21 protein-coding genes, 1 pseudogene and 1 other annotated feature are annotated in these 21,397 nt (G+C 63.8%); of the genes and pseudogenes, 16 read left to right on the top strand and 6 right to left on the bottom strand.

All coding sequences use genetic code 11. The features are described from left to right. Positions 1–45: 45 nt before the first annotated feature. From ABD268_RS02745 to ABD268_RS02735, 3 genes are all read right to left on the bottom strand, one after another. Entirely contained in the window at positions 46–462 is a 417-nt protein-coding gene (locus tag ABD268_RS02745; protein WP_344147199.1) for a hypothetical protein, read from the bottom strand. A 116-nt stretch (positions 463–578) separates the two neighbouring features. Next, positions 579–1,430 carry a beta-keto acid cleavage family enzyme gene (locus ABD268_RS02740; protein ID WP_344147195.1) on the bottom strand — a complete coding sequence of 284 codons (852 nt, stop codon included), beginning with the start codon at positions 1,428–1,430 and terminating at the stop codon, positions 579–581. A 139-nt stretch (positions 1,431–1,569) separates the two neighbouring features. Beyond that, entirely contained in the window at positions 1,570–2,691 is a 1,122-nt protein-coding gene (locus ABD268_RS02735; RefSeq protein WP_344147192.1) for an acyltransferase family protein, read from the bottom strand. A 97-nt stretch (positions 2,692–2,788) separates the two neighbouring features. On the opposite strand from ABD268_RS02735, the gene ABD268_RS02730 reads away from it, so the two are divergent. From ABD268_RS02730 to ABD268_RS02655, 16 genes and pseudogenes are all read left to right on the top strand, one after another. Then, positions 2,789–4,240, top strand: a complete 1,452-nt coding sequence (locus ABD268_RS02730) for a hypothetical protein (RefSeq protein WP_344147189.1) — start codon at positions 2,789–2,791, stop codon at positions 4,238–4,240. Between the two features lie 178 nt (positions 4,241–4,418). Beyond that, positions 4,419–4,631, top strand: coding sequence for a hypothetical protein (locus ABD268_RS02725; protein WP_344147186.1), 213 nt, complete (start codon positions 4,419–4,421; stop codon positions 4,629–4,631). Next, positions 4,589–4,716: a sequence feature (AL1L pseudoknot), on the top strand. (Overlaps the previous gene by 43 nt.) 645 nt (positions 4,717–5,361) lie before the next feature. Continuing rightward, positions 5,362–5,670, top strand: a complete 309-nt coding sequence (locus ABD268_RS02720; protein WP_344147183.1) for a transposase — start codon at positions 5,362–5,364, stop codon at positions 5,668–5,670. 229 nt (positions 5,671–5,899) lie between these two features. After that, the gene (locus ABD268_RS02715; RefSeq protein ID WP_344147180.1) at positions 5,900–6,520 is read left to right on the top strand and encodes an IS3 family transposase; all 621 of its coding nucleotides are present in this window, start codon (positions 5,900–5,902) and stop codon (positions 6,518–6,520) included. Between the two features lie 29 nt (positions 6,521–6,549). Continuing rightward, positions 6,550–6,706: pseudogene (locus ABD268_RS02710) on the top strand (IS3 family transposase); the annotation flags it as partial. 458 nt (positions 6,707–7,164) lie between these two features. Then, complete coding sequence (locus ABD268_RS02705; RefSeq protein ID WP_344147177.1) at positions 7,165–7,998, top strand: glycosyltransferase family 2 protein; 834 nt, start codon at positions 7,165–7,167, stop codon at positions 7,996–7,998. 365 nt (positions 7,999–8,363) lie between these two features. Beyond that, positions 8,364–9,299: a glycosyltransferase family 2 protein gene (locus ABD268_RS02700; protein WP_344147174.1), complete on the top strand. Its 936-nt coding sequence runs from the start codon at positions 8,364–8,366 to the stop codon at positions 9,297–9,299. 43 nt (positions 9,300–9,342) lie between these two features. Beyond that, complete coding sequence (locus ABD268_RS02695) at positions 9,343–10,008, top strand: acylneuraminate cytidylyltransferase family protein (protein ID WP_344147172.1); 666 nt, start codon at positions 9,343–9,345, stop codon at positions 10,006–10,008. After that, positions 10,008–10,946 (top strand): phosphoglycerate dehydrogenase, encoded by a 939-nt coding sequence (locus tag ABD268_RS02690; RefSeq protein WP_344147170.1) that lies wholly within the window; start codon positions 10,008–10,010, stop codon positions 10,944–10,946. Before ABD268_RS02695 ends, ABD268_RS02690 begins: the two co-directional genes overlap by 1 nt. Next, entirely contained in the window at positions 10,936–11,661 is a 726-nt protein-coding gene (locus ABD268_RS02685) for an SDR family NAD(P)-dependent oxidoreductase (RefSeq protein ID WP_344147168.1), read from the top strand. The genes ABD268_RS02690 and ABD268_RS02685 overlap by 11 nt, the downstream gene beginning before the upstream one ends. Positions 11,662–11,671: 10 nt before the next feature. Next, a complete protein-coding gene (locus tag ABD268_RS02680) occupies positions 11,672–12,523 on the top strand; it encodes an SMP-30/gluconolactonase/LRE family protein (RefSeq protein WP_344147165.1) in 852 nt (283 codons plus the stop codon). Then, a complete protein-coding gene (locus ABD268_RS02675) occupies positions 12,520–13,380 on the top strand; it encodes a 6-hydroxymethylpterin diphosphokinase MptE-like protein (RefSeq protein ID WP_344147162.1) in 861 nt (286 codons plus the stop codon). The genes ABD268_RS02680 and ABD268_RS02675 overlap by 4 nt, the downstream gene beginning before the upstream one ends. Beyond that, on the top strand, positions 13,373–14,302 hold the full coding sequence (locus ABD268_RS02670; RefSeq protein ID WP_344147159.1) for a WecB/TagA/CpsF family glycosyltransferase: 930 nt from the start codon (positions 13,373–13,375) through the stop codon (positions 14,300–14,302). The genes ABD268_RS02675 and ABD268_RS02670 overlap by 8 nt, the downstream gene beginning before the upstream one ends. A 41-nt stretch (positions 14,303–14,343) precedes the next feature. Then, positions 14,344–15,774 carry a lipopolysaccharide biosynthesis protein gene (locus tag ABD268_RS02665; protein WP_344147156.1) on the top strand — a complete coding sequence of 477 codons (1,431 nt, stop codon included), beginning with the start codon at positions 14,344–14,346 and terminating at the stop codon, positions 15,772–15,774. A gap of 53 nt (positions 15,775–15,827) precedes the next feature. Further along, positions 15,828–16,871, top strand: a complete 1,044-nt coding sequence (gene gmd, locus ABD268_RS02660; protein ID WP_344147153.1) for a GDP-mannose 4,6-dehydratase — start codon at positions 15,828–15,830, stop codon at positions 16,869–16,871. Beyond that, positions 16,868–17,842, top strand: a complete 975-nt coding sequence (locus ABD268_RS02655; RefSeq protein ID WP_344147150.1) for a GDP-L-fucose synthase family protein — start codon at positions 16,868–16,870, stop codon at positions 17,840–17,842. The genes gmd and ABD268_RS02655 overlap by 4 nt, the downstream gene beginning before the upstream one ends. 3 nt (positions 17,843–17,845) lie before the next feature. Here the strand turns inward: ABD268_RS02655 and manA are convergent, their stop codons facing one another. From manA to cysD, 3 genes are read right to left on the bottom strand one after another with little or no spacing between them, the layout of a single operon-like run. Further along, entirely contained in the window at positions 17,846–19,204 is a 1,359-nt protein-coding gene (gene manA, locus ABD268_RS02650) for a mannose-6-phosphate isomerase, class I (RefSeq protein WP_344147147.1), read from the bottom strand. Further along, positions 19,102–20,409, bottom strand: a complete 1,308-nt coding sequence (cysN, locus tag ABD268_RS02645; RefSeq protein WP_344147144.1) for a sulfate adenylyltransferase subunit CysN — start codon at positions 20,407–20,409, stop codon at positions 19,102–19,104. The genes manA and cysN overlap by 103 nt, the downstream gene beginning before the upstream one ends. Then, positions 20,409–21,323, bottom strand: coding sequence for a sulfate adenylyltransferase subunit CysD (gene cysD, locus ABD268_RS02640; RefSeq protein WP_344147141.1), 915 nt, complete (start codon positions 21,321–21,323; stop codon positions 20,409–20,411). The genes cysN and cysD overlap by 1 nt, the downstream gene beginning before the upstream one ends. Between the last annotated feature and the right edge of the window lie 74 nt (positions 21,324–21,397).

Below are 21,397 nucleotides of genomic sequence, written 5' to 3'. Positions count from 1 at the left end.
GCAGGTGCGTACGGGGCCGAGGAGAGAGCGTGGGCGCTCAGGTGGTCAGCGAACGACCTTGAACGAATCCTGGTTGTTGCTGTCCATCCACGGCGAGTTGGCACCCGGACGGTCGTAGCGAGCCCGCACGAAGTACTTGCCGACCTTGTTGAACTTGGAGGTGCGGAAGTAGACCCAGCCGCCGTCGTAGTCCCGGCCGTCCACCCAGTGGTAGCCGCCCGCGCGACGGTGCACCCGGATGGACACGGAGCCGTTCTTGGGCCCACCGTTGCCGGCGGCGGTCACCTTGACGCCGATGCGGACCGAGTGCCCCTTCTTGACCTTGTTGGCGACCTTGATGTTCACGCCGGTCGCGACGCTGTCCGGGTAGCGCGACTTCGCGACGGCACTGCCGGCAGACAGGCCGGAAACCAGGCCCACCATCATGATCGTGGCCACCAGGCCGGCGAACAGCTTCTTCATTGTGAGACTCCCCATGAAAGACAGTGGTGATCGAATCGACACTCTTTCATGAATTTTGGGGATGCGCACATCCGGTGTACGGAGTTCGGACAGGTTTCCGAGAGTTCACCGGCTCGTCACATGGTCACCACGGGGCTCAGGCCCAACAGGGTCCGCGCTTCCGCTGTGGACGTCGGGGTGCGCTGAGCCAGATCGGCGAGCTCCACCGCCCGCTCCACGAGCTGGGCGTTGCTCTCCACCGGGACCCCGCGGCTGATGGTGAGCACGTCCTCCATGCCCACCCGCAGGTGGCCACCCTTGGACAGCGCGGCCAGCGCGACCGGCAGGGTGGTACGGCCGATGCCGGTGGCCGACCAGGAGGTCACCACGTCCGGCAGCGTCGACACGCCCGCGACCAGTGCGTCGGCGGTGCCGGGCATCCCGCCGGGTACCCCCATCACGAAGTCGCAGTGCACCTTGCCGCCGTACGGCAGGCCGTACTTGTCGAGCAGGCGGTGCAGGGCGTGCACCTGGCCGAGGTCGAACAGCTCGAACTCCGGGACGACCTGTCGCTCCTGGCTGAGCTGGTAGAGCTCGCAGACGAACGGCCACGGGTTGGAGAAGACGTCGTCGCCGAAGTTGGTGGTGCCCATGGTCAGGCTGCACGAGTCCGGCGCGGCGTCGAGCACCTTGAGCCGGCGGTCGAGCGGGTCGTGGACCGAGCCGCCGGTGGAGAGCTGGACGACCAGGTCGGTGCTCTCACGAAGCGCGGCCACGGTCTCGGTGAGCCGGCCCAGGTCGAGGGTGGGCTTGTGCTCGGCGTCGCGGATGTGGACGTGGATCATGGCCGCGCCGGCGACCTCGCAGGCGCGGGCGGTATCGACGAGCTCCTCGAGCGTGGTCGGCAGCTGCGGGCAGTCGGCCTTCGAGGTCTCGGCGCCGGTGGGGGCGACGGTGATAAGGATGCGGTCGGCGAGCACGGCGTTCACGGCAACATCGTAGTGACGCTCAACCGGCCGAGGTCCGCGCACATTCAGTCCGAGGGGGGCAGCTTGAGGACACTGTTGCGGCAGTTCCTACTGAACGTGAATCTGAGAGAACAGGGCGAGCCGGTGTGCCCGCCATGCATCACAGGTCAGCGGAACCACCGGATCCCACGGGGTCTGGCCGTTTCGTTTGGGGCCGTCGTCGACGGGGCCGCCAGTCCTTGAACGCTTGGGCTGGTTTTTCGATCAAGTACCAGCTCGCGACTGCGGCGGCGTATCCGAACACGATGGCTAGCAGAAGAAAAGCCAGCCAGGACACGTGTTCGTTAACTCGCTGATCGGCGAGCAGGTTGAGGGTGAGAGTGCCATAGATGTAGATGCCATACGAGAAATCGTACGACGTATTGACGCGTTGAAGCGGGAGGGTCGCTGCCAGCCAGAACACGCAATAGGTCAGGGGCAGCGGTGCGACCGCGTAGAACAGGCCGGCGGAATAGTCGGCCCATTGAGTGCCAGCGAGGGTCGCCACGATGAGCGTGATCAAGGCTCCCGCGAAGTAGTTGGTGCGGATCCGTATGTGATCGCGCCACAGGTAGAACAGGGTTCCCGCCAGGAAGAAGGACATCAGGCGTGCGCCGCTTGTCACAGCCGGCGAGGTGTTCTCGGCGCCGGGGTAGCTGAAGATCTCGACATTCAGGAGAAGCCAGCTGACTAAGAAGAGGGGGAGTACGACGCGAATGCGGGTGAGTAAACCGGTGAGGCCGAGGATGAGCACTAGGGCGTACGCCCGTAACTCCCACGGCAGAGTCCAGAGCGAACTGTTTACCGACGGCGCTGCTGGAGTGTCGATGAACAAGCCCGGAACGGTGTCGTTGATGCCGAAGATGATCGGCGCGTTGCGGAGTAAATAGTGCAGGTTGGGACCGGTGCCCAGCAGGGATGCGAACGTGATCCCAGTCAGGACAATGCATACCCAAAAGGCCGGGTAGATGCGCAGGAACCGGTGCCAGGCGAAGACGCCCCAGTGGGAGGACCGTGTGTAGCTCATCGCGATCAAATACCCACTGAGTGCGAAGAAAACATCAACGGGGAATCGCCCGATCGCAATCTGGTTATTGGTCAGTTCGAGGAGCGGATCGTCTCCATACCCGCCAAGGGGGAAGGAGTGACCCACGATGACGAGCGTGGCTGCCGCGAGACGCAGGAACCCGATGCTGTTGTTGCTGCGCTTCATGCCCGAGAGGTACTTCGTCTCCGATCCCATGAGAGCAGGCTATGAGAGTCCAGCCCGCAGTCGGGAGCGGGCGAGCTCATAGCGACGACGGGACCGACGAAGACGCAGCTGTGGGAGACTCCGCAGCGTGGCTCGAGCTCACTTCGCGATCGTGGCGGCCGCCGCGGCCGCTTTCACAGGACTGGCTGTAGTCAGCTGGCCGCTGCCCACAGTCATCCTGGGCGGAGTCGCGCTCCTGGTCGGCGTCACCTTCGCGACTCGGGAGAGGCTGCTCGTCCACGTGCGGTCAGCCCCGTGGGCATGGGAGCTCATACTGCTACCAACTCTCCTGTCGCTTCGTATCTTCAACCTCAGATACACGCTCGTGCTCGTTGTTGCGGTGGTGGTCGCGCTACTTGCGACGAGTGAGCCACTTCCCGGTCGTTCCTTGACGCGACGCTGGGTGATGGTGTCGATTGCCGTCATGTTCTTACCGGTCGTGCTGCGACCGGCGTCGATGGAGACGGCACTCGTTCCGCCGTTGGTGGTGACCCTGCTCACGGTTTCCGCGCGGCGACGGACACATCACGCAGTCATCCATTCACTTGTCGACGGCCTCGGGTTGTACTTGATCCTTAATGTGCTCGCATACGCGGCAGGCATGCGGTCGCCGAACGCCGATATCCGGGTCGGCGGACTGGAGTCCTTGGGTGGAGACGAGCGGATCTTTTATCCACTCGCCTCGGGCCTTGCCATCCCGGCTATCCTCGCTGCCGCGTACCTCGCGGCGGCGATCCTGTGGTTTGAGGGGCGGGCGGTCCGCAGATTCTTTCGCATCCTTGGCATGGGCGCTGCGGTAGTCGTCCTCGCAGGCGCAGATGCCCGCGCATCCATTGCCATAGCTAGCTTGATCGTTGTGTGCGCGGCGGGCACTCCACGGAGCTTGGCCCGTATCGGCACATCGCTCACTACGGGCGCTTTGACTTTCGTCTTCATCTTCCCGCTACTCGCGAAGCCGATCGTCCAGCCGGCACTGACCTGGACTCTGAGCACTTTGCCCTTCCTTAGCCGAGGAGATACTCAGGCCGATGTCGGCTTGAACGGTCGTGAGTACATCTGGTCGCAGTCCACACACTTCTGGACCGAACGGGTTGAAGGATGGAGAGCGCTGCTCGGGTATGGCACCTACGGTCAGCATGTATCCGGGGCGTCATGGTCTTATGCCTCCCAGGTGGCTGGACTCAGCGCAGATCCTCGATCAATCAGCGTTCACAATTCTCTGCTGCAGCAGCTTTATGACGCTGGGTTGATGGGCGCGGCAGCATTCGCGGTCGTGGCCCTCTTTACCACGCACGCGCTCGGACGCGGTGTTCTCGCCAAAGAGCGTGGTTCGGTGTACGGATTGGCAGTGCTCCTTGCCATCCTCTTGGCCTCTATGACTGAGGTGATTCTTGCGCCTGGATTTGCTCAGGAGCCACTGTTCGTGATGCTGGGCGTGACAGTTTCCTTATGCTGTCAGCCCCGCAGTCCCCGAGATTGCGAGCAGTTCCTGGGGCATGGGCGAGTTGCTGTGACTGAGTCGATGGCGAAGGGTTTGTGAGGACATCAGGCCAGCTATGTGAACCGCCCCGGAGTGTCTGGAGAGTCCTTTGGTGGGAAGGGTGAGTCTCATGGCACGTCCCTCAAGTACCCGCAGGAGTCGCAGCAGCGCGGTCAGGATGGTGATCGAGTCCAGGGCCGATTACGAGACCGAGTAGGCAGCGATCAGGTCGGTCGCAGTGAAGCTCGGGGTCACATCGCCTGAGTCGTTGCGCAAACGGCTGCGTCGGGCTGAGATCGTTGGCAGTCTGCGGCCGGGCAAGACCAACGAAGAAATCGCTGAGCTCAAGGCGTTACGAAAGGAGAACGCCGAGCTGCGCCGGGCGAACGAAATCCTCAAGGCCGCCCCGGCTTTCTTCGCGGTGGCGCTCGACCGAGCCTACCGGCACTGATCGACTACATCGACAACCACAAGGAGGAGTTGGGGGTCGAGCCGATCTGTCGCGTGCTGAGCAAGCAGGGATCAAGATCGCCCCATCCACCGACTACGAGGCGCGCAGCCGCCGCCCGTCGAAGCGGGCGCTCGCGACGCCGAGGTCGCGTTCATCGGAGCCGAGCGCGACCGGTAGAAACTCGCGCGGTTCAGAGCACGCAAGATATGGCTACACCTTCGCGGCCGCGGCCACTATGTGGCTCGCTGCACGGTCGAGCGACTCTATCGCGAACAGCCCAGGGGCGGCGCGCGCTGCGAGTGCCGGATCCGACCGCTGCCTGCCGAGGAAGGGTCGGTGCGGCCGACCGACCAAGTCGATCGACAGTTCTGGGCCTCCCGTCCCAACCAACTGTGGCTTACGGACTTGACCGACGTCCCGATCTGATCCGGCATGGTGGACATGACGTTCGTCTTAGGCGTCTTCAGCAGGCCGATTGTCGGCTGGCGTGCGTTGAGCCGGATTACCACAGACTTGGTGCGCGACCCCTCCAGCATGAGATCTGGACGCAACGACAGACGGGCATCACCGACCTGGCCGGGCTGATCATCAACCGGTTGAACTCGCCCAATATGTCTCATCCGACTTCACCGAGCGGTTCTCGAGGCTGTCGTCCCCATCGGGGACTGCTGCACGGATAGGTGACATCTGATCTGTGGCGCTGTGAGGCGTCACTGGAAGGATGTGTGCCGTGCCCAAGCCCTATCCCAAGGAGTTCCGCGACGACGTCGTGAACGTCGCGCTTCGGCGTGAGCCGGGACAGACGATCAAGCAGATCGCTGCCGACTACGGAATCGCCGAGTCGTGCCTGCGCAACTGGATGCGACAGGCCGACGTCGAGGACGGCACGAAGCCCGGGACCACTGCGGCGGAGAACACCGAGCTGCGTGAGGCCCGACAGCGGATCCGGCTTCTGGAGCAGGAGAACGAGGTCCTACGCCGCGCCGCCGCCTACCTCTCGCAGGCCAACCTGCCGGGAAAAGGCTCTACCCGCTCGTGAAGGAGCTCGCCGCCGACGGGATCCCCGTCGCGGTGACGTGCCGGGTTCTCAATCTCGCCCGCCAGCCCTACTACCGCTGGCTCGCCTGCCCGGTCACCGACGGCGAGCTCGAGGAGGCCTACCGGGCCAACGCGCTGTTCGACGCCCACCGCGACGACCCGGAGTTCGGCTACCGGTACCTGGTTGATGAGGCGCGTGACGCCGGCCAGAGCATGGCGACACGCACGGCGTGGCGGATCTGCTCGAGCAACGGCTGGTGGATCGCGTTCGGCAAGCCCAAGCGCGGCAAGGCCGGCCGTTCCGGGCCGCCGGTCCACGAGGACCTCGTCCAGCGGAACTTCCTGCGGCAGCGCCGAACGAGTTGTGGTTGGCCGACATCACCGAGCACCGCACCGGTGAAGGGAAGCTCTACCTGTGTGCGATCAAGGACGTCTACTCCAACCGGATCGTGGGTTACTCCATCGACTCCCGGATGAAGTCCCGCCTGGCCGTTGCCGCCCTGGAGAACGCCGTCGTCCGACGCGGTAACGTGGCCGGCTGCGTGGTCCGCACCGACAGGGGCAGTCAATTTCGCAGCCGGAAGCTCGTGTGTGCCCTGGGACGTCACGCCATGGTCGGATCGATGGGTCGCGTCGGTGCGGCAGGCGACAACGCCGCCATGGAGTCCTTCTTCGCGCTGCTGCAGAAGAACGTCTTGGACCGGTGCTCCTGGACCACCCGCGACGACCTGCGAATCGCGATCGTCACCTGGATCGAGAGCACCTACCACCGCCGACAGGATGCTCTCGGCCGATTGACCCCTGTTGAGTTCGAGACCATCATGACCGAGCCAGCCGTTCAGGCTGCCTGACCCCACCTGTCACCTCATCGTGCAGCAGTCCCTCGGTCGGGTCCGTCGGTGATGCCTACGACAACGCGCTGGCCGAGTCCCAGATCGGGCTCTACAAGACCGAGCTGATCCGCACCAAAGGACCTTGGTGAGGTGGTCGAGGACGTCGAGTTCGAGACGCTGAACCGGGTCGACTGGTTCAACAGCGAGTGACCTCACGAAGCGATCGACGACCTCACCGCAGTGCTTGCCGACGAACTCCACTACGCTGCAGCAAAGGAGCTCACGACGACCGGCTGAGACGACAAACGAAGCCTCCGGAGACTCCGGGGCGACTCAGCCGTTCGGTGATCCCGACGGCGAGGTCGAACGTCTACCAGTAGGTACTTGGCCTCTACCACGACGACACACCAGCCCAGGGCCGCGAGGCCGCTACCAAGCCCCTCGACACCTGCACACCTGCCCGATCTAGGAGATCGCCCGGCTCGGCCGCAGTCTGCGTCAGTGGCGAGCCGAGATCCTCGCCTATTCGCCACCGGCGGGGTTTCCAACGGCGGCAGCGAAGCCATCAACGGCGTCATCGAGAAGGCCTGGCCCACGGCTTCCGCAAGTTCAGAATGCCTCGGTTTGGGGCTCGCAACAGCAAGCTGCCTAGACTGCCGGTCATGTCAGACGGCCCTCGATTCACGGTCATCACCGTTGTCCGCAATGCGTTGGATGACCTCGCAACCACGCGGGCCTCTGTGGCGCTGCAGGACTTTGCCGATCGTGAACACCTCATCGTTGATGGTGCCAGCACCGACGGCACTGTGGAATGGCTGCGGGGGCTGGCAGATCCGGATCTTAGATGGGTTTCCGAGCCAGACGACGGTATATACCCAGCGATGAACAAGGCCGCGAGTATGGCTCGGGGCATGTATCTGATCTTTCTCAACGCGGGCGACACGTTTCGCGGGTCCGACGTACTCAGCCGTTGGGCACGCCAGTCTTCGCGTAGCGGGGCTAGGTGGCAGTACGCACGGGCAATTGTGGTAGATGCCCAGAGGCGGCCGATTCGTCCGGACTACGGACTGCGGGTCTACTCCACTTTCAAGCATGCCTACGCACGCGCCGCTATCAACCATCAGGCCGTTGCGATGCGCAGGGAATTTTTCGATGAGCTGGGCGGATTCGATCTCCAGCACGGAAACGTCGCGGATTACGGTCTGCTACTTAAGGCCGGGGCGCGTGCGCAGCCGATCACGTTGGATACGGTCGACATCGAATACCTTGACGGCGGGTTGTCGGCCGTCAATCCCAGATCGCAATGGGAGAAGCACAAGACCCGCTGCGACGTTCTCCAGTACGGGCTGTTGAAGCGTAATTTGGATAGGGCCTTCGCCTTGGTTCAGCACGGCGAAATTCGAGCGAGGCAGATGGCGAAGCGCCTTTTGATGGCGACCTCGGCCTCGGGATGGATGCATCGTCGCGCTGGGCGTCGACTCGGACGCAGTGCGTGAACGGCGAAGAGCCGTCGCAGCCGTCTGGTGAGGAGAAGATCCCTACTTCACTGCCGGGTTCTCCCTCGCGCGGGAGGTGGGGTGATCGATGGCGCTTACCCATACGGGGGGCTCTGCTCGCGTTCCTGGCCTCCGGGTCCTGGGGGCTTCCCGGTGGTGTGCTGCGCCTCCAGACTCCGGGACCTGCCCGGGCATCCGTGAAACAGAACTGTCCCGCGAAGGTGCGACTTCCGGCCGTCGACAGACGAGCAGTGCCAAGGGGGGCCGGCGGATGGGTGAGAGCCTGAGCAGGCTCGTGCCTGAGCCTCGGGGCCACTACGTTACGATGCCGTGGCTCAACAGACGGCCAGACACGGGAGGTGCGCATGACGACGGTCACCGCTGTCATTCGAGCGTATAACGAGGGGGCTCATCTCGGGCGACTTCTCCACGGATTGCGACACCAGACCAGACCAGTTGACGAGATCGTCGTGGTCGACTCGGGGTCCAGTGACGACACGGTTCAAATCGCTGAGGACCACGGGTGTCGTGTGGTCAACATCGCCAAGGAGGATTTCACCTTCGGGCGTTCGCTCAATTATGGCTGCGAGGCGGCGAAGGGCGAGCTCCTCCTTATTGTCTCGGCCCATGTCTATCCGGTGTACGACACGTATGTGCAACACATGGTCGCCCCATTCGACGAGTCTGAGACCGCGATCGCCTACGGTCGCCAAATCGGCGATGAGCGGACAAAGTTCTCCGAGTCCCGCATCATGATGAAGTGGTTTCCTGAGGAGAGTATTCACAGCCAAGGGCATCCGTTCAGCAACAATGCGAACGCCATCATCCGCAAGGACATCTGGAGCCGACTGCGCTATGACGAGCGATTGACGGGCCTTGAGGACCTCGACCTGGCCAAGCGTGCCCTGGAGCTCGGGCTACGCATGGACTATGTCGCCGAGGCCCCGGTTGTGCACGTGCATGAGGAGACCTGGAGCACGATCAGGAATCGTTACCGGCGCGAGGCGATCGCTTACAAGAAGATCATGAGAGAGGAGCAGTTCACTGCTCCCGAAGCCATCGTGCTCGCTGGGGCGAACATCGCCAGTGATTACTGGCATGCATGGCGACATGGACAACTCCTAACGAATCTCTCGGAAATCCCGAAGTTCCGGGTGGCGCAGTTTCTGGGCGCGGTCGAGGGATTTCGCACCTCGCCTACGGTCAGCCAGAGTCTTTTGCGACGTTTCTACTATCCAACGGACATGGCTCGGCCAGCGCTGCGGGAGGTCGCGGGGCAGCAAATCGAGTACGACGTCTAGTCGAACCTGAGGAGAGAGAAGATACGTGTCCCAGTCACACAGGGTGAGCGCCGTGGTTCCGATGCGCCACTCGAGCGAACGTGTTCGCGGTAAGAACTACAGAGACCTGGGGGGAGTGCCCCTTTTCCATCACGTCGTCAGGGCCCTGCTCGCGACGCCGAGCGTGGCGGAGGTCATCATCGACACAGACAGCCAGCTCATCATGAGCGACGCCGCTCAGCACTTCCCGTCGGTCAAGCTGGTCGAGCGACCTGAGCACCTCCGTGACGGTCACACGCCGATGAACGACGTCCTCGAGAACACCATGAACCATGCAGTTGAGGATGTGCTTCTCCAGACTCACTCGACGAACCCGTTCGTTCGTCCCGCGACCTTTGAGGCTGCCATCAGGATGTATTTCGAGTCCGAGCACTGCGACTCAGTCTTCGGCGTGACGCAAATCCAAGGTCGTCTCTGGAGCCACGATGTTCGCCCCCTCAACCACGACCCGAAGGTCCTCGCGCGAACCCAGGACCTCGATCCGGTGTACTTCGAGAACTCTTGTGTGTATGTCTTCTCGAAAGAGACACTTCAAAGCACGGGCAACCGCTTGGGCGTTCACCCACTGCCCCACGCAATAGACGCGGTGGAATCGATAGATATCGACGAGGAGTCCGACTTCAAGCTAGCCGAGGCAGTCGAGGCTGCCGGCCTTATGGGGGCGTCTTGATGCCGAAAGTGCTTGTGACCTGCGCCCAGATGCAGGCTGAGCTTCCAGTTCATGCCGAGCGGCTCCGAGCTGCTGGGCTTGAGGTCGAGGCCCCTCCACTGCCCGGCCAGCAGTTCTCATCAGCCCAGCTCAGCAAGATGATGACTGACGTGGTTGGCATGATTGCCGGTGATGACGAGCTCGACCGGGCATTCTTCAGGGCCAGTCCAAAACTGCAAGCCCTCATCCGATGGGGCATCGGGATGGATTCGGTCGACCACGCTGCTGCTCGCGATCACGGCGTGGCCGTATGCAACACCCCGGCCGTCTTCGGTGGGGAGGTCGCAGACAGTGCATTGACCTACATGCTGATGTTGGCCCGGCGGCACCACATGATCGACCAAGCGGTGCGGTCGGGCTCCTGGCCCAAATATGAGGGACTCTCACTCTCGGGCGAAACCGTAGGGATCGTCGGCCAAGGCGACATCGGGGCGGCCGTTGCTTCACGCGCCCTCGGCTTCGGCATGAGTGTGATGGCTTTCGACCCATACGTCGCTTCAGAGCGTCTCGCTCCCGGAGTAGGATTGGTCGAAAGCATCAATGACCTCCTAGCGTCCTCACGCTTCGTCGTCCTGACCTGTCCTCTCACGCCGGAGACGCGGCACCTCATCGACGCAGATGCGCTGAAGGGTATGCGTCGAGATTCCTTCCTCATCAATGTGGCTCGCGGGCCGGTCGTGGATGAATTGGCTCTTGTCGAGGCGTTGGACGCGGGGCAGATTGCCGGGGCCGGCCTTGACGTGTTCGAAGTTGAGCCACTGCCGGACAACAGTCCCCTGCGTGGTTTCGATTCGGTCATCCTCGGCGCCCACAACGGCTCGAACACTCGGCAGGGCGTTGCACGGGCAAGTCAGCGAGCTGTGGACCTTCTCCTCGAGAGGCTGGGTCATGGTTCGTAGCGTCGTGATTACCGGAGCTGCCGGGGGTATAGGCCGGGCGCTGTGCCAGCGGTTCCAGAAGGATGGCTACATCGTCGTCGGGGTGGATAAACGTGAATGTCCAGACGCCGACCAGTGGCTTGACATTGACGTAAGCAACCTTCAGGAGCTTCACGAAGCCGCAGCCGGGCTGACTTCGTCGCACCGTGTCGCGGTCGTAGTCCACAATGCCGCGGTTCAGCCGCTCGCGGGCGTCGGCCTGACGACGCAGACAGATTTCATTGAGACGATGCGGGTCAATGTCTTGGCGGCCGATTGCCTGGTGTCCGCAGCGAGGGAGAGTCTCGCACGGGAGAGGGGTGCCGTGGTAGCGGTCAGCAGCGTCCATTCGACCGCGACGACACAGGGCATCACGGCTTACGCAACGTCAAAGGCAGCCCTCGAAGGGTGGGTTCGAGCAGCTTCTCTGGATCTGGCTCCCGACGTACGGGTGAACGCGGTGCGTCCTGGCGCGGTCGATACGCCCAAGCTCCACGAAGGTTTTGCCCGTTGGGGTGAGAATGTTGCCAACGAGCGGCTAGGCATCCTGAGAACTCGGACCCCTCTTGGCCGGATCGCTCAGCCCGAGGAGATCGCGGCAGCGGTCGCTTTCTTGGCCGGTGATGAGTCGAGCTTCATTACTGGCTCGACGCTCGTCGTCGACGGGGGCGCGAGCGCGCGACTCGGGACCGAGTAGGCGTTCACACGTGGAGTTGTTACAGCCTGTGTGGGAGACGGTCCCCATCGAGGCGGGCGAGCTGTTTGAGGGAGCCCGCTGGATTCCGGACACCGACCAGTTCCAGTGGGTCGACATCCTCAGAGGCCTCGTGTGCCGGTGGAGCCCTTACGGCGGGGCCGGGGTGGAAGTTCGGGATCTCGGCCTCGAGTTCGTGACAGTTGCCCTTCCCTTGGACGCCCGATCCCAGGTTGTGGCATCTCGGGACACCGTGCACGTGTACGACTGGGAAACACGAGAATTGACGCCCATCGCGCGGGCGGACTTTGACGAAGACGTGCGCTTTAACGATGGGGGCTTGGCGCCCGATGGACGAGCATACATTGGGACCATGTCAATGGCTGGGCGAGACTACGCCGGGAGTCTCTACGAAGTAGCGGCGGGCGAACTTGTGGAGATCCTCACTGGCGTCGGAATCTCGAATGGTATTGGCTGGCGCGACCAGGGTTCGGCCTACTATGTTGACTCGTTTCATCCGCGCATCGATATCCTCGACCTAGGGCGAAGGCCTGCTCGGCGACGTGGATTCGCGAGTCTCGACACGGGCGACGAACCGGACGGCCTGACGGTGGGCCCCAATGGCGAGGTTTATGTCGCTTTGTGGCGAGGCGAACGGGCGGCTCGGTTCGCGCGCTCAGGCGAACGTCTACCCGATATCAGCATCCCCGCCAACTATCCCACGTCGATCGCCTTCGGCGGCCGCGACGGCGACCTACTCCTCGTGACTAGTGCGGGACACAATGAAGTGTCCGTGCCTCCGAAGTCAGCGGACGGCGAGATATTCGTTACCAGCGCCTCCGCACTTCTCAACTACAAGGGATGAATATGGCGGACATTAAAGACGCTCAGGATGACACGACGCAGGGGCGAACGGGTGACCTTCTTCGTCGGTCTGCGGTTTCCTTGCTCGGTGAACGCCGGGCTCGGCAGATGGCAAGCCACGGTTCGGATCTGAAGGTCATCGCCCGAAACAAGTTGACTAGGCAGGGGAGAGTCTCGAGTCGGGCGCTCGAAGCATTTCGGGATCAGCACCGTGGCGAGCGTTGCATCATCATAGGAAATGGGCCCAGCCTCAACGAAACGCCGATGGCACTGCTCAAGAATGAGTTCACCTTCGGGCTGAACCGCCTTTATATGATGTTCGACGAGCTTGGCTTTAGTACGACCTATCACGTAGTAGTCAATAAGTACGTGGTCGAACAGTGCACTGACGATTTCATGGCACTCAGGTCGCCGCTCTTCACCACGGCGCCCAACAGGCAGTATCTAGCTGACGGTGGTGAAAGGTACTTTCTTGAGAGGCTTACTGGACCGCGCTTCTCTGGCGACGTGTCCCGGGGCGTGTGGGAAGGCGCGACCGTTACCTACGTTGCCATGCAACTCGCGTATTTCATGGGTTTCGAGAAGGTCGTCTTGATCGGCGTCGATCACAACTTCGTGAGCAAGGGAGAGCCGCACAAACTGGTCGAGTCTCAAGGTGGTGACGCGAATCATTTCAACCCCGGTTACTTTGGCAAGGGGTTCAAGTGGCAGTTGCCCGATCTCGAGACCTCGGAGATTGCTTACCGACTTGCCGGCGAGGCGTTCGCAGCAGATGATCGCTGCATCGTCGACGCCACGGTTGGAGGCAAACTCGACGTCTTCCCTAAGGTCGACCTGGCCACCGAGTTAAATGCGTGAACAATCCGCTCAGTCGGTTAGAACTGCTGCGACCTGGCTGTCACGTCGTCTTATGACTTTGTTGCGCGTGAGTCCGCAAAGATCTAATAAGGGTAGGTCTGAGAATCAAGTCGTTCGAGTTATGGAGGCGGAGGGAGTCGTTCAAGAATCGATGAGCAGGGTTGGCGACGTTCCCATCACGCAAACGTCGCCTGAAAAACTCGTCGCCAGCCTTTGCGACCGTAGTCACGCGGGAAGTCGCCACCTCCACTTCACCAATGCTTACTCAGTGATCAGCGCGCGCCATGACCCGGCGCTCGCGCAGGTGTTCCAGCGGGGCTCGTGTTACCCGGACGGCTTGCCGTTAATTTGGGCTCTCAGGGGAGTCGATCCCAATGCTGGTTGGTCGAAGGCGGCTAGGGTTCGCGGCCCCGATCTCTTCCCCCATGTGCTAGCTGCAAGTCAGGATCTGAGGGGTGTGAGCCACTATCTCTTGGGCGGCACCGAGGATGTGCTCGAACAGTTGCAGAAGGCGATCGCCGTCAACTTTCCAGGTGCAGTCGTCGCGGGTGCCGCCTCGCCGCCCTTCCGTCCTGTCCACGATGTGGATTGGCAAGGACATCTCCAAGACATCCGCGCGTCGGGGGCAACCCACGTCTGGGTGGGACTGGGAACTCCGAAGCAAGACTTTGTTGCCGAATTGCTCTCTGACGCCGACCCTTACCGCTTGTACCTTGCCGTGGGAGCTGCGTTTGACTTCGTTGCCGGTACAACAAAAATCGCCCCGAAGTGGATGCAGGATAATGGGCTCGAGTGGCTATTCCGACTGGCCACGGAGCCACGCCGACTGTGGCGGCGATATCTGATAGGAAACGTAAAGTTCATCTGGATCGTGGCTGCGCAACGCTGCGGGATGAGGACCCGACAGCGAAATTCGAAGTGACAGTTCAAGTCCGCACGTCGGGTCGGGTCCGACAAACGGCCGTGGTCTACGTCATCATCGGTGTCCTGCAGCGCTCGCTCGCCTTCTTGATCCTCCCGTTCGTTACCAGGGTCCTCAGCCCTTCAGATTATGGCCGGGTGAGTGTCGTCGTGACGACGTTGAGTCTGGTTGGGGTGATCTTGGGGGCTTCGCTCGAAGTCCCGCTCTTCCGCGCGTTGGCGCGCGGGGGGACACAGGCGGAACGAATCTTCCGCTGGTCTCGGCTCTACTTGCTTTGGCTCTTGCCGAGTTTATGCATTGGTGTAGCGACGGTCCTCTGGCTGTTGTGTCTCCGCGGCGCGGACGGTTTCGGGATATGGGCGGTCGAATTGGCTAGTGCTGGACTGACCGCCAGCCTCACGTTTTATGCCCTGCCCGTCGTTCGTGCGACGGACCGTCTCGGTTTGTACGCCGGTCTTGCGCTGACCTGGATGTTCAGCCTTGTCGCCGGCAAGCTCCTCTTTCTGGGCTGGCTACTGCCTGGTCCTGCAGGCTGGGTCACATCGGACCTCCTCAGCGGCGCCGTCGCCTGGATCAGTGTGCTGTTGCTAGTCCAGCCGCCCGCGATATCTAAGGCCACCAGCGACCCCGAGGGAAGCCCAGCGTCGCCCTGGTCCTTCGCGGTGATGTGCCTTCCACTGGTGCCGCACAGACTGGCGTTCTGGGGGCTCACATCACTGAGTCGCCCGGCTCTCTTGCTCGTCGCATCAGTCAAGGACGTGGGCCTCTTCTCGTTTGCCGCGAACGTGGCTGCGGTCAGCATGACGCTGCTTGCTGAACTGAACAGGTCCGTGCTGTTGGAGTACTCAAGGGAGCAGTTCCCGGCCCCGTCTTCAGCAACCCGCCAGATCGCACAGACCCAGCTGATGGCCGCCCTGTTGATCCCAACCATGGTTGCGATTGGGGTCACGATCTTCGGCCAGGCTATCGTCGGGTCGGCGTACTACCCAGCTCTGCGATTGATTGCACTGCTACTCGTTGGCCAGGTCTTCTACGGCGTCTACCTCGTGCCCATGAACTATCTGGTGCAAAGCGCTGGACTGTTCCGTTGGAGTTCTTTCGCCTCAGTATTCGGAGCAGCCTGGATCTTGGTCTCGGTCCTGGTGGCGGGCTCCTTGGACTCCCTGCCACTCGTGGCTCTCGGTAACTCGGGGGGGTACCTGGTCATGGCAGGCGGCGCCATTTGCTTGGTGCGGCTGGCGAAACTGCGGGTGAATTGGGCGCTGCTGCTGCCCCCGGCGACGATTGCGCTGCCCATGACCCTCGCGTTCGCCGCGGCTACCACATCACTGCTGATGTTTCCCCGGTTGGACCGGTGGCTACCGCTCGTTCTGGCGCTCTGTGCGCTGGTGGTGGTCATCGCCATGGGCCTCACGACCTACGGATTGCGGGGCGTGCGTCAGATCATGCCAAGGAGAGCCCGAACGAAGTGAGTTCAACCGTTAGATACGATCGCTGTTCCGCTCTCCACTATTGAGGAGTCTTCATGACCAAGCGCGCCCTGATCACGGGGATCACCGGCCAGGACGGGTCGTACTTGGCCGAGTTGCTGCTCGGCAAGGGCTACGAAGTTCATGGTTTGATCCGTCGGGCCTCCACGTTCAACACCTCGCGGATCGACCACCTCTACGTCGACCCGCACGACCCCGAGGCGAAACTCTTCCTGCACTACGGAGACCTCTCCGACGGGGCGCGCCTCGTCACGCTGCTGCACGAGATCAACCCCGACGAGGTCTACAACCTCGCCGCGCAGTCGCACGTCCGGGTGAGCTTCGACGAGCCCGAGCACACCGGTGACACCACGGGCATCGGCGCCATGCGCCTCCTTGAGGCCGTGCGCATGGCCGGGATCCAGTGCCGGTACTACCAGGCCTCGAGCTCGGAGATGTTCGGTGCCACCCCGCCGCCGCAGAACGAGGAGACCCTGTTCTACCCGCGCTCGCCGTACGGCGCCGCAAAGGTCTACGCGTACTGGGTGACCAAGAACTACCGCGAGGGCTACGGCATGTTCGCGGTCAACGGCATCCTCTTCAACCACGAGTCACCGCGTCGAGGCGAGACCTTCGTGACCCGCAAAATCACCCGCGCGGTGGCCCGTATCCAGGCGGGACTCGACGACTACGTCTACTTGGGCAACCTCGACTCCATCCGCGACTGGGGCTACGCGCCCGAGTACGTCGAGGGCATGTGGCGGATGCTGCAGGCCGACCAGCCCGATGACTACGTCCTAGCCACCGGCGGCAACTTCACCGTCCGCGACTTCGTGGTCACAGCCTTCGAGCACGCCGGCCTGGACTGGGAGAAGCACGTCCGCTTCGACGAGCGTTACCTGCGCCCTACCGAGGTCGACGCGCTCATCGGGGACGCGAGCAAGGCTGAGCGCAACCTCGGCTGGAAGCCAGCGGTGCAGACCGACGAGCTCGCCCGAATCATGGTCGACGCGGACATCGAGGCGCTCAAGCACGAGGGGCGCCACTGGATCGATCAGCCCCGGCTGTCGGGCTGGCCCGCCCTGGACGAGCTCCGATGACCGAGGCGGGAACCGCTCGACCGCTTGATCGCGACGCGCAGTTCTACGTTGCCGGGCATCGCGGGCTCGTCGGCGGCGCCATCTGGCGGGCGCTGGAGGACTCTGGGTACACCAGCCTGGTCGGGCGCACCTCCGCCGAGCTCGACCTTCGCGACCGCGGCGCCGTCTTCGACTTCATGGGCGAGGCGCGCCCGCAGTATGTCGTCCTCGCAGCCGCCAAGGTGGGCGGGATCTTGGCCAACAACACCTACCCGGTCGACTTCCTGTCGGAGAATCTCCGCATCCAGACCAACGTCATGGACGCGGCGTTGGAGTGCGGCACCGAGAGGCTGCTCTTCCTCGGCTCGTCGTGCATCTACCCCAAGTTGGCGCCGCAGCCGATCCGCGAGGACTCGCTGCTCACCGGGCACCTCGAGCCGACCAACGACGCCTACGCGATCGCAAAGATCGCGGGCATTCTGGGCGTGCAGTCAGTCCGCCGTCAGTACGGCCTTCCGTGGATCTCGGCGATGCCGACGAACCTCTACGGCCCCGGTGACAACTTTTCGCCCATCGGCAGCCACGTGCTGCCCGCGCTGATCAGGCGGTACGACGAGGCGAAGGCCGCCGGCGACCCGAGCGTCACCAACTGGGGAAGCGGGGCGCCGCGTCGCGAGTTCCTGCACGTCGACGACATGGCGGCTGCTTGCCTCTACCTGCTCGAGCACTACGACGGCCCGGAGCAGGTCAACGTCGGCACCGGTCGCGACGCCACGATCAAGGAGATCGCACAGCTGGTCGCCGAGGTTGTCGGCTACGAGGGCGAGACCCTCTGGGACACCAGCAAGCCCGACGGGACGCCCCAGAAGCTGCTGGATGTCTCCAAACTCCGCGAGATCGGCTGGGAGGCGCAGATCGGTCTCCGTGACGGTCTCGAGTCCACCGTGGCGTGGTACCGCGAGCACGTCGGACGCCTGCGCGAGACCGGGTAGCTCTCAGATCGGGACCGACGCCACGGCCACTCGCGCATTGCCCTCGAGACGGAGCTCGCCGTGCCGGTGGCCCACGAACAGCACTTCGCCCTGTTTCAAGCTCAGCGTCTCCGTGGCGGTGACGGCCCGCAGCGTCCCCTCGAGGACGAGGACGGCCCGCGGGCCTGTCCCCGATGCCTCGAGCAGCTCGCTGCGGCCCACGAAGAGCTGGAACTCCGCCACGGGGGGCCGGAACCGCGCGGCGCCCTCCCCTCCGGCGGAAGGCAGCCACAGCGGCGGCGGGATCGGCGTGAAGTTCGTGATCTCGAGCAGCTCGGGGACGTCGACGTGCTTGGGCGTCAACCCGGCGCGCAACACGTTGTCGGAGGAGGCCATCACCTCCACCCCGAACCCCGAGGTGTAGGCGTGGATGACACCAGCGTCGATGAACATCGCCTCGCCCGCGGCGAGCACGACGTGGTTGAGCAGCAGGGTGACCAGCACCCCCGCGTCGTGCGGGTAGCGTTCGATCAGCGCCGGAAGGGCGGCGTACACGCGGATGGACTCGCGTTCCACCGCGCTGGGGTCGCGGCTGCGATCTCGGCGTCCGGCGGTGGTGGCGTGCAGGCGCTGCTCGGCGGCGAGCGCGGACACGCGCACCTGCTCGAGCCGGTGGCTCAGCAACGGCTCCGGAGTGGCCAGCAGCTCGGTGACCACCGCGCGCATCTCTTGGAACGGTGACGCGGCGCTCTCGAGACGCGTGGCAATCGCGTCGAGCCACGGCAGGCCGAGCCCCCGCAGGATCACGGCGGTCCTGGCTGGGTCGCGGAAGCCTGCGAGCCCCTCGAAGCGGGTGAGGGCGTAGATCAACTCGGGCTTGTGCGAGCGGTCCTGGTAGCTGCGCTCGGGCGCATGCAGCGGAATGTCGGCCGCCTCCTGCTCCTCGAACCGGATCCGTGCCCGCTCGCTGGTCGGGTGGACCTGGAGGGACAGCGGCTCGCCGGAGGCCAGCAACTTCATCAAGAAGGGCAGGCGGTCGCCGAAGCGACGCGCCACGTCAGGGCCCAGCGTTGCGACAGGGTCCTTGCGGATGTGCTCGTCCAGGGTGCGGCCGTCGGGCAGCACAGACGGAGCAGCGGGATGGGCGCCAATCCACATCTCGGCCACAGGCTCCCCGGTGAGAGGTCGGCCGAGCATGCGGGGGATGTGAGACACAGAACCCCACGCGTAGGCACGCGTGGGGTTCTGGAGGCGGTAGACACTCAGAGCAAGCGCTCCGCTCAGCTGCCGCTGTTGATCATGCCGGCCCCGACGGTGACGCCGGTGGCCTCGTCGATCAGAATGAACGAGCCGGTGGTCCGGTTCTTCGAGTACGGGTCGCACAGCAGCGGCACCGTGGTGCGCAGCTGGACGCGGCCGATCTCGTTGAGGCCGAGCTCCTTGGTCTCCTGGTCGCGGTGCAGGGTGTTGACGTCCAAGCGGTACTGGATGTCCTTGACCAGGGCCCGGGCGGTGCGCGTGGTGTGCTTGATGGCGAGCTTCTGGCGCGGGCGCAGCGGCTCGTTGGTCATCCAGCAGATCATCGCGTCGATGTCCTGGCTCGGCTTCGGCGCGTTCTTGACGCGGGCGATCATGTCGCCGCGCGAGACGTCCACGTCGTCCTCGAGGTGCACCGTCACCGACATGGGTGGGAAGGCCTCGGAGACCTCCTTGTCGAACAGGTCGATCCGCGAGATCTTGCTGGTCATGCCCGAGGGCAGGACGACGACCTCGTCGCCGGGCTTCATCACGCCGCCGGCGACCTGGCCGCCGTACCCGCGGTAGTCGTGGAACTCGTCGGACTTCGGGCGGACGACGTACTGCACCGGGAACCGCACGTCGACCAGGTCGCGGTCGGAGGCAACGTGGATGTGCTCGAGGTGGTGCATGAGGGTGGGACCGGAGTACCACTTCATGTTGTCGGAGCGGGTCACGACGTTGTCGCCCTGGAGCGCCGAGATCGGGATGACCTCGAGGTCGGGGATGCTCAGCTTGGTCGCGAACTGGGTGAACTCGGCGTGGATCTTGTTGTAGACCTCCTCGGAGAAGTCCACCAGGTCCATCTTGTTCACCGCGAGCACCAGGTGCGGCACCCGCAGCAGCGACAGGATCACCGCGTGCCGGCGGGACTGCTCCGTCAGGCCCTGGCGGGCATCGACGAGCACCAGGCCGAGGTCGGCGGTGGAGGCGCCGGTGACCATGTTGCGGGTGTACTGCACGTGGCCCGGGGTGTCCGCGATGATGAACTTGCGGTTCGGGGTCGCGAAGTAGCGGTAGGCCACGTCGATGGTGATGCCCTGCTCGCGCTCCGACCGCAGCCCGTCGGTGAGCAGCGCGAGGTCGGTGTACTCGTAGCCCTTGGACTGGCTGGTGGCCTCGACGGCCTCGAGCTGGTCTTCGAAGATGGATTTGGAGTCCAGCAGCAGCCGCCCGATCAGGGTGGACTTGCCGTCGTCGACGGAGCCAGCGGTCGCGAAGCGCAGCAGGTCCATGTTGGAGGTGACGTTCTCGACGGCCTGCTCGCCGGCGGTGAGATTCTGCTCGGCCATCAGAAGTAGCCTTCCTTCTTGCGGTCCTCCATGGCGGCCTCGGAGAACTTGTCGTCACCGCGGGTCGCGCCGCGCTCGGTCACGCGGGCCACCGCGATCTCCTCGATGATCTCCTCGACGGTGCTCGCCGTGGACTCCACGCACCCGGTCAGAGAGATGTCACCGCAGGTGCGGAAGCGCACCGTGCGCTCCTCGGCGACCTCGCCCTCGCGGCAGGGGTTCAGCGGGGTCTCCGTCATCAGCATCCCGCCGCGCTCGAACACGCGGCGCTGGTGGGAGAAGTAGATCGGCGGGATCTCGATGCCCTCGCGGGCGATGTAGGACCACACGTCCAGCTCGGTCCAGTTCGAGATCGGGAAGATCCGCATGTGCTCGCCCTCGTGCAGGCGGCCGTTGTAGAGGCTCCACAGCTCGGGGCGCTGCATCTTCGGGTCCCACTGGCCGAACTCGTCGCGGTGGGAGTAGACGCGCTCCTTGGCGCGGGCCTTCTCCTCGTCGCGGCGGCCACCACCGAAGGCGGCGGTGAAGCCGTTCTCCTCGATCGCGTTGAGCAGGGTGCCGATCTGCAGCCGGTTGCGGGAGGTCTTGCCGTCGTCGACCACGACGCCGTTGGCGATCGCGTCGTCGATGCTGGCGACCACCAGCTTCACGCCCAGGCGGCTGACCCAGCGGTCACGGGTCTCGAGGACCTCGGGGAAGTCCAGGCCGGTGTCGACATGCAGGACGGGGAAGGGGATCTTCGCCGGGTAGAACGCCTTCTCGGCGAGGCGAAGCATCACGATGGAGTCCTTGCCGCCCGAGAACATCAGGACAGGCTTCTCGAACTCGGCGGCGACCTCACGGAAGATGTGGATCGACTCCGCCTCCAGCTGGTCGAGCTGACTCAGCTGGTAGTCGGCATGCGTTTGGGTCATGACAGAAAGGGGACCTCTCCTCGGGACAGCAGCGGCCATCGTATCGGGGGCGGTGGGCGCGGTAGCAAACCCAT

This window comes from Nocardioides koreensis (assembly GCF_039531775.1).
Classification (GTDB): Bacteria; Actinomycetota; Actinomycetes; order Propionibacteriales; family Nocardioidaceae; genus Nocardioides; species Nocardioides koreensis.
The sequence above is the reverse complement of the archived record's forward strand: the minus strand, read 5'-3'. Positions and strand labels throughout refer to the sequence as shown.

Bases quoted from the DNA above. Each gene is read 5' to 3' on its own strand.
- ABD268_RS02745 (WP_344147199.1), bottom strand. From the start codon at position 462: ATGAAGAAGCTGTTCGCCGGCCTGGTGGCCACGATCATGATGGTGGGC.
- ABD268_RS02735 (WP_344147192.1), bottom strand. From the start codon at position 2,691: ATGGGATCGGAGACGAAGTACCTCTCGGGCATGAAGCGCAGCAACAAC.
- ABD268_RS02705 (WP_344147177.1), top strand. From the start codon at position 7,165: ATGTCAGACGGCCCTCGATTCACGGTCATCACCGTTGTCCGCAATGCG.
- ABD268_RS02700 (WP_344147174.1), top strand. From the start codon at position 8,364: ATGACGACGGTCACCGCTGTCATTCGAGCGTATAACGAGGGGGCTCAT.
- ABD268_RS02690 (WP_344147170.1), top strand. From the start codon at position 10,008: ATGCCGAAAGTGCTTGTGACCTGCGCCCAGATGCAGGCTGAGCTTCCA.
- ABD268_RS02685 (WP_344147168.1), top strand. From the start codon at position 10,936: ATGGTTCGTAGCGTCGTGATTACCGGAGCTGCCGGGGGTATAGGCCGG.
- ABD268_RS02675 (WP_344147162.1), top strand. From the start codon at position 12,520: ATGAATATGGCGGACATTAAAGACGCTCAGGATGACACGACGCAGGGG.
- ABD268_RS02670 (WP_344147159.1), top strand. From the start codon at position 13,373: ATGCGTGAACAATCCGCTCAGTCGGTTAGAACTGCTGCGACCTGGCTG.
- gmd (WP_344147153.1), top strand. From the start codon at position 15,828: ATGACCAAGCGCGCCCTGATCACGGGGATCACCGGCCAGGACGGGTCG.
- ABD268_RS02655 (WP_344147150.1), top strand. From the start codon at position 16,868: ATGACCGAGGCGGGAACCGCTCGACCGCTTGATCGCGACGCGCAGTTC.
- cysN (WP_344147144.1), bottom strand. From the start codon at position 20,409: ATGGCCGAGCAGAATCTCACCGCCGGCGAGCAGGCCGTCGAGAACGTC.
- cysD (WP_344147141.1), bottom strand. From the start codon at position 21,323: ATGACCCAAACGCATGCCGACTACCAGCTGAGTCAGCTCGACCAGCTG.